Genomic DNA, 12,225 nt, shown 5'->3' with positions numbered 1-12,225 from the left:
ACGAACGAGTCGGAGGCACGGATGAGTGCGACGGCAGCTTCACAGCCAGAGTCCCCGCAGTCCGACGGGGCGCCCGAGCCGGGCACGCGGTCGCCGCGGGTGATCCAGAGCGAGGCCACCACCGAGATCCCCGTGCACCTCCTCTTCCGCGACGACCCGGACGACGCGACGGGCGTCCCGCTCGCGCCCGCCGTGGTGCGGCGCAGGCAGGGGTCCGGCGAGCAGCCGCGGGTGACGCGGCGGAGCACGCCGTACGTGACCGCGCCGGTCGCCCGGCCGGTGCCCGACGTCGACCCGGCCCTCGTGCCGCGGCGGGCCCGCGTGCTGCCCGGTCTCGCCGGGGTGTTCGGCGGCTGCGCGGGCGTCGCCGGGTGCGCGCTTTCGCTGTGGTGGGCGGGGGTGCTGCCCGAGCCCGCGCTGCGGGTGACGGGGCTGCCCGGGTACGAGGGGGCCGGTCTCGGGGCCGCGCAGTGGGCGTCGCTCGCCGGGTCGGGGACGCTCGGCCTCTTCGGGTTCGGCGGTCTTGCCCGCGGCCGGGTCGGCAGGGCCTGGGTGCTCAGCCTCTTCGGCCGCTACCGGGGCACGGTCCGCCGCACCGGCCTCATGTGGGTGAATCCGCTGCTGCTGCGGCGCCGTGTCGACGTACGGCTGCGGCACTGGCGGAGCGAGCCGATGCCTGCCGTGGACCGCGGCGGCGTGGCCCTGCGCGTCGTACTCCTGGTCGTGTGGCGGGTGAAGGACCCCGCGAGGGCGACGCTCGCGGTCGAGGACCACCAGGAGTACCTGCGGGAGTGCGTGGAGGCGACGACGGCCCGGGTCCTCTCGCGGCTGCCCGCCGACGCCTTCCACGACGACGGCCCGACCCTGCGCGACGCCGACGCCGTCGGCTCCGCGCTGACCCGGGCGCTCGCCGCGGACGCGGAGGCGGTGGGCGTCGAGGTCTTCTCGGTGCAGCCGTCCCGCATCGAGTACGCCCCCGAGGTCGCCGCCGTGATGCAGCGCCGCCGGGTCGCCGCCCTCGACGCGCGGCACCGCGACACGGTCCTGACCTCGGTGGTCGACTCGGTCGAGGACACGGTGACGCGGCTGACCACCCGGGGGCTCGTGGAGCTGGACGACTACGAGCGCAAGGCTTTGGTGAAGGACCTGACGGTGGCGTTCTATACGGGCCATGGAGAACACCGATGACGCGGAGCACACCGATGACGTGAAGAAGGCCGATGCGGCGACGGGCCTCGTGGCCCTCGCCGCGGACGCCTGGCGGCTGACGGACGGCGTCCCGCGCGCCGTGCTCGGCATCGCGGGCCCGCCGGGCACCGGCAAGTCGACGCTCGCGCGGGCCCTGGTCGAACGGATCGGCGAGGGCGCCGCGTATCTGCCGCTGGACGGCTTCCACCTCTCCAACGACCAGTTGGCGCGGCTCGGCCTGACCGGCCGGAAGGGGTCGGAGCCCAGTTTCGACGTGGCGGGATACGTCGCGCTGCTGCGCCGGGTGCTCGACGACCGGGCGCGCGACATCTACGTACCCGATTACGACCGCACGCTCCACGAACCGATCGCGGCCCGGCACCGCGTCGCCCCGGGCGCCCGGCTGGTGATCACCGAGGGGAACTACCTCGCCTGCGATCTGCCCGGCTGGCGCGAGGCGCGGGCGCTGATGGGGGAGTGCTGGTACCTGGACTCACCTGGAGAGGTACGTGAACAGCGGCTCCTTGCCCGGCAGTTGGCGGGTGGCCGGACGCCGGAGGAGGCCGCGGCCTGGCTCGCGACGAACGACGGACCCAACGGTGAACTCGTGGCGACCTCGCGCCGGCGATGCGGACGGATCCTCTCCGCGATTGGTATGGACATGTTCAACTAACGGCAATAATCTGAACTTGGTCTAGACCGCAGTGCGCGCACGTCCCACGGAACTCCCACGTTCGGCAGGAGCGGCACATGCGAAACAAGAAGATGTACGCGGCCATGGTCGGCCTCGGCACGGTCGGCGCGTTCGCGATCTCCGCCGGTGGCGCCAGCAGCCACGGCTACACGGATCTGCCGGCCAGCCGGCAGATCAACTGCGCCAAGGGCGTGGTGTCCAACTGCGGCTCCATCCAGTACGAACCGCAGAGTGTCGAGGGCCCCAAGGGCTTCCCAGCCGCGGGTCCTGCCGACGGCAAGATCTGTTCGGCGGGCATCGCGGGCTTCGACCAGCTCAACTCGCCCAAGGCGCCGGGCGGCGGGGCATGGCCGGCGACGCAGGTGAGCGGGGGTCAGAACTACACGTTCCGCTGGCAGTTCACCGCACGCCACCGCACCACGGACTTCAAGTACTACATCACCAAGCAGGGCTGGGACGAGAGCAAGGCCGTGACCAGGTCGGCCCTGGAGACCACGCCGTTCCTCAATGTGCCGTACAACAGCCAGCAGCCGCCCGCGACCCTCTCGCACAGCGGCACGATCCCCGGCGGCCGCAGCGGCCACCACGTGATCGTCGCCGTCTGGACGGTCGCGGACACGTCGAACGCGTTCTACGCCTGCTCGGACGTCAAATTCTGAGGAATGCTTGAGGATCTTCCCCATACCCCACGGGTAAGTTCTGCGCACGCCGTGCCGACCTCACGGCGTGCGCAGAGCCGCGCGCGCGTCCCGCGAGCGGCCGGAACCAGCACCGGGGGAACCTCATGGAGTTCATCTTCTATGCCGTGCCAGGAATCATCGCCCTGGGGGCGATCCTCATGGCGGCCCAGGTGGTCAAGCGCTCCGCCCAGGTGAGCCGGGCCTGGAACGGCGGGCTCACGGCCGAGGCGCGCTGCCTGCGCGCGTACACGACGACCAGCGGCCACAGCGACACCATCTCCACGACGCTGCACCACGTCTACGAATTCACGCCCCGCGCAGGCCGTCCCGTCCGCTTCGAGGAGGAGAACGGCCCGGCGACGACCGTCGAGGGCGACCTCGTCACCGTGCACTACGAAGCCCGGCGCCCCGAGGCCGCGACCGCCCACGCGCCGCGCCCCGTCGCGATGGCGGCGGGCACGGTGGGGCTGCTCTGCTTCTTCGGCCTGATAGTGGCCTTCTGCGTCTTCTTCATGGCGACCGCGCACTCCGTCTTCGAGGAAGACGTCTTCAACGGCATGCCGTGACGCTCCACTTCTGACGGAGCGTCAATTATCGTGCGCGCCCATGGAGTCCACCGATGCAACGGTCGCGGAACTCGTACAGGCGCGGTGGGGCGACCACCGCACCGGCCTGCGCCACGCGGGCGGTGAGCTCAGCCACCACCAGATGACGGCGGGCGCGGCGGCCAGAGCCGCGCTCCTCGCCGACCTGCTGCCACGGCACGCCGCGCCACACATCGGCGTCCTGCTCGACAACACCCCCGAGTACCCGCTCTGGCTGAGCGCGGCGGCACTCGCGGGCGCCGCCGTGGCAGGCATCAACCCCACCCGGCGCGGCCCCGAGCTGGCCCGCGACATCCTGCACACCGACTGCACGGTCCTCGTCACGGAACAGGCCCACCTGCCCCTGCTCGACGGCCTCGAACTCCCCGGCGTACGCCTCCTGGTGACCGACACGGACGCCTACACGCACCTCCTCGCGCCCTACGCAGACGCGAAGCCGGACATCGCGAGGACCGTGCGCCCCGACAGCCGCATGCTGCTCTACTTCACCTCCGGCTCGACCGGCGCGCCCAAGGCGGCGATCTGCAGCCAGGGCCGCCTCGCCGCGGCAGGCCGCTCCCTGGTCACCCACTTCGGCGTGCGCGCCGATGACACCCACTACATCTGCATGCCCATGTTCCACGGCAACGCGGTGATCGCCGACTGGGCCCCGGCGCTCGCCGCGGGCGCGGGCGTGGCGCTGCGCGCCCGCTTCTCCGCGTCCCGGTTCCTCGCCGACGTACGCGACTTCGGGGCGACGTACTTCACCTACGTGGGGCGGGCGGTCCAGTACGTCCTGGCCACGCCCGAGCGCCCGGACGACCGGGAGAACCCCCTGCGGGTCGGCTTCGGGACCGAGGCCGGTGCGGTGGACGCGGCACGCTTCGAGGCGCGGTTCGGGGTGCGGCTCGTCGAGGGATACGGATCCTCCGAGGGCGGCGCGGCGATCCAGCGCACCCCGGGCACGCCCCAGGGGGCGATCGGCCGCGCGGCACCCGGCGACGACCTCGCGGTGGTGGACCCGGGGACGCGCCGGGAGTGCGAGGCGGCCCGCTTCACCGACTCCGGCCGCCTCCTCAACGGCGAGTCGGCGATAGGGGAGTTGGTGAACCGCGGGTCGAACCCCTTCGAGGGGTACTGGCGCAACGCGCAGGCCCAGGCGGAACGCCAACGGGACGGCTGGTACTGGACGGGAGACCTCTTCTACCGCGACACCGCCGGGTATCTCTACTTCGCCGGGCGCACGGACGACCGGCTGCGGGTGGACAGCGAGAACCTGGCGGCGGCGATGATCGAGAACATCCTCGCGCGGTACGCGGGAGCGGCGGCGGTCGCCGTGTACGCGGTGCCCGACCCGGTCTCCGGCGACCAGGTGATGGCGGCGCTCGCGCCCCCGCCCGACACCCCCTTCGACCCGCTCGACTTCGCCGAATTCCTGCTGAGCCAGCCCGACTTGGGGACGAAGATGACACCCCGCTTCGTGCGGGTGGTCCGGCGGATGCCGGTGACGGCGACGAACAAGGTCGCACGCGGGGCGCTGCGCCGCGAGGGCTTCCGCTGCGCCGACCCGGTCTGGTGGCGCCCGCCCGGCGCCGCCACGTATGACCGCCTGACGCCCGCCGACGTGGCGAACCTCCTGGGCCACTACCGGGATCAGGGCCGCGAATCCCTGCTCGCGTGAGGAATCCGTGGTGCGTGAGGAATCCGTGGTGAAGGAACACAACTCGGTAAAACCGTTCGCACGAACGATTACGATCCACATCCATGAGCGCGCCAGAACAGACCGAGCCGACGGCACCGAGCGACCCGACGCAGGATGACCTCCAGGACGGTCTCCAGGACGAGGTCATGCCCCAGGACGGCCCCACCCCCGCCGCCCGCGCCCGGCGCGCCCGCATCGCCGCGGCCTCACTGCTGATGGCCGCGGCGGCGGTGGTGCTCGTGCTGCGTCTTGCGAGCCGCTCCTCGGTCCTCGTCGTCGGCGTCTACGGCCTGCTGCTCATCCTCTGCGGCGGAGTGATCGAACTGAGCCGCCGCGGCCGCACCCGGCTCGGCACCTGGCTGCTGGCCGCGGGTCTCGTCGCGGCGCTGTTCATGGACGGCTTCGTCCTGTCGTAGGCCCGCCCCACAGGCGCGGGACCTCAGGACTCCAAGTACCGCAGCACCGCGAGGACCCGGCGGCTATAGCCGGTCGTCCGGTGCAGGCCCAGCTTGTCGAAGATCGCGTTGAGGTTCTTCTCGACCGCGCTCAGGGAGATGTGCAGCTTCTCCCCGATGGCCGCGTTGGTGTGCCCTTCGGCCAGCGCCTCCAGGACCGTGCGCTCCCTCGGGGTGAGGCGGGTCAGCGGGTCGACGTGGGTGGTGCGGATGAGCAACTGCCGTACGACTTCGGGGTCGATGGCGGCGCCACCGGCATGCACCCGCTCCAGCGCGTCCAGGAACTCCTCGACCTGGGCGACCCGGTCCTTGAGGAGGTAGCCGACCCGCTCGGCGCTCGAAGTGAGCAGCTGCGCCGCGTAGTTGCGCTCCACGTACTGGGAGAGGACGACCACGCCGATCTCCGGGCGGAGTTCACGGATGCGCACCGCGGCGCGCAGGCCCTCGTCGGTGTGGTCGGGCGGCATCCGGATGTCGGTGACGACGACGTCGGGGGTGTGCGCCTCGACCTCGCGCAGGAGCGCGTCCGCGTCGCCCACGGCGGCGAGGACCTCGTGGCCCTCCTCGGCGAGCAGCCGGATCAGGCCCTCCCGCAGCAGGGTCGAGTCCTCGGCGAGGATTACGCGCACGGCAGCTCCGCGGTGATCGTGGTGGGACCCCCGAGGGGGCTTTCGACGTGCAGTGTGCCGTCGAGCGCGGCGACCCGGCTGCCCAGGCCGGTGAGTCCGCTGCCCGTGGGGTCGGCGCCGCCGACCCCGGTGTCGCGGACGAGGACGCTGAGCGTCGTCCCCCGCTGCTGTACGCGGACGGAGACCTCGTCGGCCGCCGCGTGCTTGGCCGCGTTGTTCACGGCCTCCGACACGACGAAGTAGGCCGCCGTCTCGACGGCGGAGGGCAGCGGATCCGGTACGTCGTACTCCATGCGCACGGGCACCGCGCACCGCTCCGACACCCCGCCGAGCGCCTCGCGAAGACCCAGGCTGTCGAGCGCCGTGGGGTAGACCCGCCAGGCCACCTCACGCAGCTCGGTGAGGACCTCCTGGGCTTCCTTGTGGGCCTGTTCGAGCAGGGCGTCGGCCCGCTCGGGGGTGCGGCCGCGGCGGGCCCGGCCGAGCAGCATGGCGAGGGCGACGAGCCGCTGCTGCACGCCGTCGTGCAGATCGCGCTCGACGCGCCGCCGCTCCACGTCGACCGCCCGCACCACCGCGGCCCGGCTGGTGGCCAGCTCGTCGATGCGGCGCTGGAGGAGTTCGCGCTCGGAGGGGCCGAAGCACTCGCGGGCCAGCCGGGCGTCCTGCTCGGTCAGCGCGCGCAGCCCCTGCACGGCGAGGAAGAGCAGGGTGCCGCCGAGCACGACCTGGCTGAGCACGTCCACCCAGGTCATCGACGACCGGGTGAGCGCGACCGCGAAGATCCCCGCGAGGACGGCACCGAAGTCGACGAGCCCGACCACGACCGCGCACAGCAGCCCGGAGTAGGTGCGGGCCGCGAGATAGCGCAGGATCTGCCGGTCGTCGGCGCGGTGCTCGGGGAACACGTCGTGGAAGAAGAGGGACCGGCGCCACCGCTCCAGCGCGGTGAGCCTGCGGGCGCCCGCCGCGAGCAGCGCGTGGGCGCGCACGCGGGTGCGCGGCCAGAGCAGGAAGGCGCCGAGGACCGCCCCCGCGACGATGAAGTACAGCAGCCCGAGCAGGGCGGTGAGGCACCCCACGAGCACCCCGGCGACCCGCATGAGCAGCGGCGCGGCAACGGGTTCTCTCACATCGCCCGACACTAGCCGAGCCCCTAGGTCCGACGGTGGCGGGCCTCGGCGGTGTCCCGCGACCGCTTCCCGGACCGGACGCGCACCGCCACGTAGACCGCGACGGCCGCGACGGCCAGGACCAGGACGGCCTTGGACAGGAGCCCCACGTACGTCTCGACCACGTCCCACTGGTCGCCCAGCCAGTACCCGGCAAGCACGAGCACGGAGTTCCAGACCAGGCTGCCCAGCGTGGTCAGGGCGAGGAAGACCGGCAGCCGCATCCGCTCCACACCGGCGGGCACGGAGATCAGGCTGCGGAAGATCGGCACCATCCGGCCGAAGAGGACGGCCTTGGTGCCGTGCTTGGCGAACCACGCCTCGGTCCGCTCCAGGTCGGAGGTCTTGACCAGCGGCAGCTTCGCCCACAGGGCGTGCATGCGCTCGCGTCCGAAGAGCACCCCGATCCAGTACAGGGCGGCGGCGCCGACCACGGAGCCGAGCGTCGTCCAGAACAGCGCGGAGGCGAGGCTGATCACTCCCTGCCCGGCGGCGAAGCCGGTCAGCGGCAGGATCACCTCGCTGGGCAGCGGCGGGAAGAGGTTCTCCAGGGCGATGGCGAGCCCCGCGCCGGGCCCGCCCAGGGTGTCCACGAGGTCCGCGGCCCAGCCCGCGATGCCACCGGCGGGCTCCTCGGGGAGGGCGAGAGTCATGAGGTCCATGGGAGCAACGCTAGAAACCGCAGGTCATCGGCGGTATGAGGGTTGCCGTCGGATGGGGGTGCGGTTTCCCGCACCTGGTCCGCGCCTCGTCCCCACCTGGTCAGAACCTGGGCAGTGCCTGGTCCGAAGCACCCCCTGGGACCAGGTACTATTAATGAGTCAGCAGGCGCCGCTAGCTCAGTTGGTTAGAGCAGCTGACTCTTAATCAGCGGGTCCGGGGTTCGAGTCCCTGGCGGCGCACTTGCGAATGTCGAAAGGGCGTTCCCGGTCTTCCGGGGACGCCCTTTCGGCGTACCGGCACCCAGGGACTCCGCTAGATCGCGAGCGAGAGCAGCACCGGCGCCGCCCCGCGGTTGAGCGTGTCCGCCGCCTCGCGCAGCCGGTGGGCGTGCTCGACCGGCAGGGACAGGGCGAGGCAGCCGACGGCGGAGCCCGCGGTGATGGGGACGGCCGCGCAGACCGTGCCGACCGCGTACTCCTGGAGGTCGAGGATGGGGACCGTGGCGGGCTGGGACGCCAGACGGTTGAGCAGGACCCGCTCGTTCGTGATCGTCCGGGAGGTGAGGCGGGCCATCTTGTGGCGGGAGAGGTGGTCCCTGCGGCCGTTCACGTCGAGCTGGGTGAGCAGGCTCTTGCCGACCGCGCTGGCGTGGGCGGAGGAGCGGAAGTCCACCCATTCATTGACCGCGGGGGTGCGGGGGCCTGCCGCGAACTCGGTGACGCGGACCTCGCCGTCCACGTACCGGCTGATGTAGACCGCGGCGCCGATGGAGTCGCGCAGCCCGTCCAGGGTGCGCTGGAGCTTCTCGTGCAGCGCCTGCGCATGGTGGCGGGTCGAGCCGAGACGGCTGAGGGTCTCCCCGGTGACGTACGCCTCGCCGTCGGTGAGCTGTTCTACGTACCCCTCGCTGCTCAGCATGCGGAGCAGGGGGGTCAGCTGGGACAGGGGCAGTCCGGTGTCGCGGGAGATCCGGGCGGCGGTCACTCCGGTGCTGTGCCGGGCGACGGTCTCGAGCACCCGCAGGGCGCTCTGGACGGAGCTGTGCGGCGTGATCGCCTCGTGCTGCAACGCCACGGCTTCCCCCTGCGTGGAACTGTTCCGGACAGTTGGGCTCCGTCCCACGATAACCGTCAAGTGGCGTATTCGGAGCGTCTGTTGAGGAGATTGGTGGCGCGTTCCGGATCTGTCATCAGGAACGCGCCACTCTGGCATATGCCCAGGTCATGCCACTGACCGTGGGCCCGCCTCATCCGTCACAGCACCGCGCTGAGGAATTCACGGGTGCGCTCGTGCTCCGGCTCGGTGAAGATCTTCTCCGGCGTGCCGGATTCGATGACCCGACCCGAGTCGAACATGAGCACCTGGTCGGAGATGTCCCGCGCGAAATTCATCTCGTGCGTCACGCACAGCATCGTGATGTCCGTGGTGTGCGCGATGTCGCGGAGCACGTCCAGGACGCCCGCCACCAGCTCCGGGTCGAGCGCGGACGTCACCTCGTCGAGCAGCAGCACCTGCGGGCGCATCGCCAGGGCGCGCGCGATGGCGACGCGCTGCTGCTGGCCGCCGGAGAGCTGCGTCGGGTAGGCGTCGCAGCGGTCGCCGAGCCCGACCAGGTCGAGCAGTTCGCGGGCGCGCTGCTCGGCCTCGTCCTTGGACAGGCCGAGGACGCTGACCGGCGCCTCCATGACGTTGCGCAGGACCTTCATGTTCGGGAAGAGGTTGAACTGCTGGAACACCATCCCGATGTTCTTGCGGACCTCGCGGACGTGCTTCTCGCCCGCGGGGACGAGCTTGCCGTTCTTCTCCTCGTGGGTGAGGTAGTTGCCGCCCACCTTGATCGTGCCCTGCTCCGGCTTCACCAGCGTCATGAGGAGCCGCAGGATCGTGGTCTTGCCGGAACCGGAGGGCCCGATCAGCGTCACGTGCTTGCCGGAGGCGACGGAGAAGTCCAGCTCGTCGAGGACGACGTTCGAGCCGTAGCGCTTGACGACCTTGTCGAAGCGGATCAGCTCGCTGCCGTCGACGGCCGGGTTGGGGATTTCCTGGGAAGTGCTGTTGTCAGCGGACAAGGCGACGCTCCAAAACTCGCAGAAGAAGAGAGGCCGGGTAGGCGATGACGATGAAGGCGACACCGACCACGCTGATCGCCTCGAAGGTGAAGGTCGTCTGGCTGTAGTTCTGGGCCTGGCCCAGCATGTCGAGCGCGCCGATGGCCGCCATCTGCGGCGACTCCTTCAGCATGACGATCACGTAGTTGCCGAGCGCGGGGATCACCCTGCGGACCGCCTGCGGCAGGACCACGGCCGTCCAGGTGCGGCGCTTGGAGAGGCTGAGCGCGGTCGCCGCCTCCCACTGTCCCGCCGGTACGCCCTCGATGCCCGCCCGGTAGACCTCGGAGGTGTACGTCGAGTAGTGCAGCCCGAGCCCGACGATGCCCGTGGTGAGCGGGGACATCGAGGGCCCCCACTCCGGCACCACGTAGAACAGGAAGAACAGCTGCACCAGGAGCGGGGTGTTCCGGATGAACTCGGTCACCACCGTGACCGGCCAGCGGATCCACTTCTTCGGCGAGCGCTGGGCGACCGCCCAGACCAGCCCCAGGGAGAAGGCGATCAAGGAGCCGAAGAGCAGCGCCTTGAGCGTGAGTTCCACACCGTCCCAGAAGAGCGGCATGAACTCGTCGACGTGATCCCAGTTCCAGTTCACTTGCCAACCCCCGTGGCCGAGACGACGACGTCGATCGACGACTTGGAGCGCAGCCCGCCGAACAGGCTCGTCTTCTCCGGCGTCTGCCCCACCCGCTTCTTGGCGTGCCGCTCCAGGAGCCGCATGCCGCGCGTGAGGAGGAACGCGAGGACGAAGTACAGGACGAGCAGCAGCGTGTAGATCGGCGCGCTCTCATTCTTGACGAGCCGCAGCAGGTCACCGGCGAAGGTCATGTCGGCCACCGCGATGAGGGACACCAGCGACGTGCCCTTCAGCAGCTCGATGAGCAGGTTGTTGAACGGCGGGATCATCTCCGGCCAGGCCTGCGGCAGTTCGATGCGGCGCAGCCGCTGCGTCGGGGTGAAGTTCAGGGCGATGCCCGCCTCGCGCTGTGCGGTCGGCACCGCGGCGAGCGCGCCGCGCACGATCTCCGAGGCGTACGCCCCGTATGTGATGCCGAGCGCCAGGACGCCCGCGAACATCGGTTCGAAGCTGATGTTGAACAGTGGCGGCACCGTGAACGCGATCCAGAACATGAAGACCAGCGACGACGTGCTGCGGAAGATCTCGAAGTAGGCCCCGGCGAGGAACCGCACGATCCACAGCCGGGAGGTGCGCAGCACGCCGATCGGGAAGGCGATCACGAAGGCGAGGGCCGCGCTGAGGACCGTGACCTGGATGGTGATCCAGATGCCCGGCAGGAACCAGTTCTCGAAGAACTCCGACGACATCATGACGAGGCGCCCTTCGCCGGGGGACACAGCTTTTCCACGGTCAGCTTCGTCATCTCGGCCTCGGTGAAGCCGAACGGTTTGACGATGCGCAGGAGTTCGCCGCTCTCCTTGAGCTTGTGCAGCTCCTTGTTGAAGGCGTCCCGCAGGTTCTTCTCGGAGGGCCGGAAGGCGAAGCCGCCCGCGCCGTAGGCCGGTTTGCCGTCGACTATGGGCTGGAAGGGCTCCGTCGCCTCGACCCGGGAGTTGTTCTTGATCACCGTGCGCACGGTGACGTTGGTGCCCGCGAAGGCGTCCACCCGGCCCTGGGCCACGGCATCCCGGCCCGCCACCTGGTCGGGCAGGACGAGGACGTCCTTCACACCGGCGGCCTCGGCGTAGGCGATCTCCGCGTAGGCGGTGCCGCTCGCCAGCTTCAGGCCCTTCTTGGCGATGTCCTCGTAATTCTTGATGCCGTGCGGGTTGCCCTTCTTCACGATGAAGGAGTCGAGCATCAGGTAGTCGGGGTCGGAGAACAGCACCTGGGCGCAGCGCACCGGGGTGATGTACATGCCCGCCGACACCACGTCGAACTGCCGGGCCTGCGTGAGGCCCGGGATCAGAGCACCGAACTTGGTGGGTACCGCCTCCACCTTGGGTACGCCGAGGCGGGGGAAGATGACCTTGGCGATCGCCGGCGCCTCGCCCGTGACCTCGCCGTTCTCGTCGATGTATCCGAACGGGACCTCGCCCGCGACACCGATCCTGACCGTGCCGCTGTCGCGCAGGCGGTCCAGCAGATCGCCCCCCTCAACCTTCCCCTCGTCGGGCACGCGGCTGCATGCCGACGCCCCGAATACGCCCAGAGCCGCCCCGCCCGCTCCGGTGAGCAGGGCGCGGCGGCGCACTGCTCTGCCGATGAATCCCTCGTTGTTCCCAAGTGGTGGAGCCATGGGCGCGCGGCTACCCGACTCCACGCGAGTTATGCCGATGAATTCAGGCCCCTGATGCAATCGTTGTCCCCTTGACCCAGGGAGGAGCA

General features: G+C 70.6%; 14 protein-coding genes and 1 tRNA gene. 7 read left to right on the top strand and 8 right to left on the bottom strand.

Features of this window, described 5'->3' with window-relative positions:
* Positions 1–21: 21 nt before the first annotated feature.
* From ABZV77_RS32940 to ABZV77_RS32915, 6 genes are all read left to right on the top strand, one after another.
* Entirely contained in the window at positions 22–1,188 is a 1,167-nt protein-coding gene (locus tag ABZV77_RS32940; protein WP_356264903.1) for an SPFH domain-containing protein, read from the top strand.
* Entirely contained in the window at positions 1,172–1,861 is a 690-nt protein-coding gene (locus ABZV77_RS32935; protein ID WP_356264901.1) for a nucleoside/nucleotide kinase family protein, read from the top strand. Before ABZV77_RS32940 ends, ABZV77_RS32935 begins: the two co-directional genes overlap by 17 nt.
* A 77-nt stretch (positions 1,862–1,938) precedes the next feature.
* Complete coding sequence (locus ABZV77_RS32930; protein WP_356264899.1) at positions 1,939–2,541, top strand: lytic polysaccharide monooxygenase; 603 nt, start codon at positions 1,939–1,941, stop codon at positions 2,539–2,541.
* 125 nt (positions 2,542–2,666) lie between these two features.
* Entirely contained in the window at positions 2,667–3,128 is a 462-nt protein-coding gene (locus ABZV77_RS32925; protein ID WP_356264897.1) for a DUF3592 domain-containing protein, read from the top strand.
* Positions 3,129–3,168: 40 nt separating this feature from the next.
* Positions 3,169–4,827: an AMP-binding protein gene (locus ABZV77_RS32920; protein WP_356264894.1), complete on the top strand. Its 1,659-nt coding sequence runs from the start codon at positions 3,169–3,171 to the stop codon at positions 4,825–4,827.
* Between the two features lie 83 nt (positions 4,828–4,910).
* Positions 4,911–5,264, top strand: coding sequence for a hypothetical protein (locus ABZV77_RS32915; protein ID WP_356264892.1), 354 nt, complete (start codon positions 4,911–4,913; stop codon positions 5,262–5,264).
* Positions 5,265–5,287: 23 nt separating this feature from the next.
* Here ABZV77_RS32915 and ABZV77_RS32910 read toward each other — a convergent pair whose 3' ends face one another.
* The 3 genes from ABZV77_RS32910 to ABZV77_RS32900 are packed head-to-tail and all read right to left on the bottom strand — an operon-like array spanning position 5,288 to position 7,766.
* Entirely contained in the window at positions 5,288–5,932 is a 645-nt protein-coding gene (locus ABZV77_RS32910) for a response regulator transcription factor (protein ID WP_356264890.1), read from the bottom strand.
* Positions 5,923–7,035 (bottom strand): sensor histidine kinase, encoded by a 1,113-nt coding sequence (locus tag ABZV77_RS32905; RefSeq protein ID WP_356265196.1) that lies wholly within the window; start codon positions 7,033–7,035, stop codon positions 5,923–5,925. Before ABZV77_RS32905 ends, ABZV77_RS32910 begins: the two co-directional genes overlap by 10 nt.
* A 53-nt stretch (positions 7,036–7,088) precedes the next feature.
* Entirely contained in the window at positions 7,089–7,766 is a 678-nt protein-coding gene (locus tag ABZV77_RS32900) for a DedA family protein (RefSeq protein WP_356264887.1), read from the bottom strand.
* Between the two features lie 166 nt (positions 7,767–7,932).
* On the opposite strand from ABZV77_RS32900, the gene ABZV77_RS32895 reads away from it, so the two are divergent.
* Positions 7,933–8,006, top strand: a tRNA-Lys gene (locus tag ABZV77_RS32895).
* A 73-nt stretch (positions 8,007–8,079) separates the two neighbouring features.
* Here the strand turns inward: ABZV77_RS32895 and ABZV77_RS32890 are convergent.
* The 5 genes from ABZV77_RS32890 to ehuB all read right to left on the bottom strand — a co-directional run bounded on the left by ABZV77_RS32890 (position 8,080) and on the right by ehuB (position 12,136).
* On the bottom strand, positions 8,080–8,841 hold the full coding sequence (locus ABZV77_RS32890; protein ID WP_356264884.1) for an IclR family transcriptional regulator C-terminal domain-containing protein: 762 nt from the start codon (positions 8,839–8,841) through the stop codon (positions 8,080–8,082).
* A 179-nt stretch (positions 8,842–9,020) separates the two neighbouring features.
* Positions 9,021–9,836 carry an ectoine/hydroxyectoine ABC transporter ATP-binding protein EhuA gene (gene ehuA, locus ABZV77_RS32885; RefSeq protein WP_356264881.1) on the bottom strand — a complete coding sequence of 272 codons (816 nt, stop codon included), beginning with the start codon at positions 9,834–9,836 and terminating at the stop codon, positions 9,021–9,023.
* Positions 9,826–10,473 (bottom strand): ectoine/hydroxyectoine ABC transporter permease subunit EhuD, encoded by a 648-nt coding sequence (ehuD, locus tag ABZV77_RS32880; protein ID WP_306332486.1) that lies wholly within the window; start codon positions 10,471–10,473, stop codon positions 9,826–9,828. The genes ehuA and ehuD overlap by 11 nt, the downstream gene beginning before the upstream one ends.
* Positions 10,470–11,207: an ectoine/hydroxyectoine ABC transporter permease subunit EhuC gene (gene ehuC, locus ABZV77_RS32875; RefSeq protein WP_356264877.1), complete on the bottom strand. Its 738-nt coding sequence runs from the start codon at positions 11,205–11,207 to the stop codon at positions 10,470–10,472. The genes ehuD and ehuC overlap by 4 nt, the downstream gene beginning before the upstream one ends.
* Positions 11,204–12,136, bottom strand: coding sequence for an ectoine/hydroxyectoine ABC transporter substrate-binding protein EhuB (gene ehuB, locus ABZV77_RS32870; RefSeq protein WP_356264874.1), 933 nt, complete (start codon positions 12,134–12,136; stop codon positions 11,204–11,206). Before ehuB ends, ehuC begins: the two co-directional genes overlap by 4 nt.
* Positions 12,137–12,225: the final 89 nt, after the last annotated feature.

This window comes from Streptomyces sp. NPDC004732, assembly GCF_040609235.1.
Taxonomy (GTDB): domain Bacteria; phylum Actinomycetota; class Actinomycetes; order Streptomycetales; family Streptomycetaceae; genus Streptomyces.
This window is presented reverse-complemented; position numbering and strand designations above follow the sequence as displayed.

What these genes read in the sequence shown, in the direction of transcription:
- ABZV77_RS32925 (WP_356264897.1), top strand. Translation starts at nt 2,667, where the DNA reads ATGGAGTTCATCTTCTATGCCGTGCCAGGAATCATCGCCCTGGGGGCG.
- ABZV77_RS32920 (WP_356264894.1), top strand. Translation starts at nt 3,169, where the DNA reads ATGGAGTCCACCGATGCAACGGTCGCGGAACTCGTACAGGCGCGGTGG.
- ABZV77_RS32940 (WP_356264903.1), top strand. Translation starts at nt 22, where the DNA reads ATGAGTGCGACGGCAGCTTCACAGCCAGAGTCCCCGCAGTCCGACGGG.
- ABZV77_RS32905 (WP_356265196.1), bottom strand. Translation starts at nt 7,035, where the DNA reads ATGCGGGTCGCCGGGGTGCTCGTGGGGTGCCTCACCGCCCTGCTCGGG.
- ABZV77_RS32930 (WP_356264899.1), top strand. Translation starts at nt 1,939, where the DNA reads ATGCGAAACAAGAAGATGTACGCGGCCATGGTCGGCCTCGGCACGGTC.
- ABZV77_RS32915 (WP_356264892.1), top strand. Translation starts at nt 4,911, where the DNA reads ATGAGCGCGCCAGAACAGACCGAGCCGACGGCACCGAGCGACCCGACG.
- ABZV77_RS32935 (WP_356264901.1), top strand. Translation starts at nt 1,172, where the DNA reads ATGGAGAACACCGATGACGCGGAGCACACCGATGACGTGAAGAAGGCC.
- ehuB (WP_356264874.1), bottom strand. Translation starts at nt 12,136, where the DNA reads ATGGCTCCACCACTTGGGAACAACGAGGGATTCATCGGCAGAGCAGTG.
- ABZV77_RS32900 (WP_356264887.1), bottom strand. Translation starts at nt 7,766, where the DNA reads ATGGACCTCATGACTCTCGCCCTCCCCGAGGAGCCCGCCGGTGGCATC.
- ehuC (WP_356264877.1), bottom strand. Translation starts at nt 11,207, where the DNA reads ATGATGTCGTCGGAGTTCTTCGAGAACTGGTTCCTGCCGGGCATCTGG.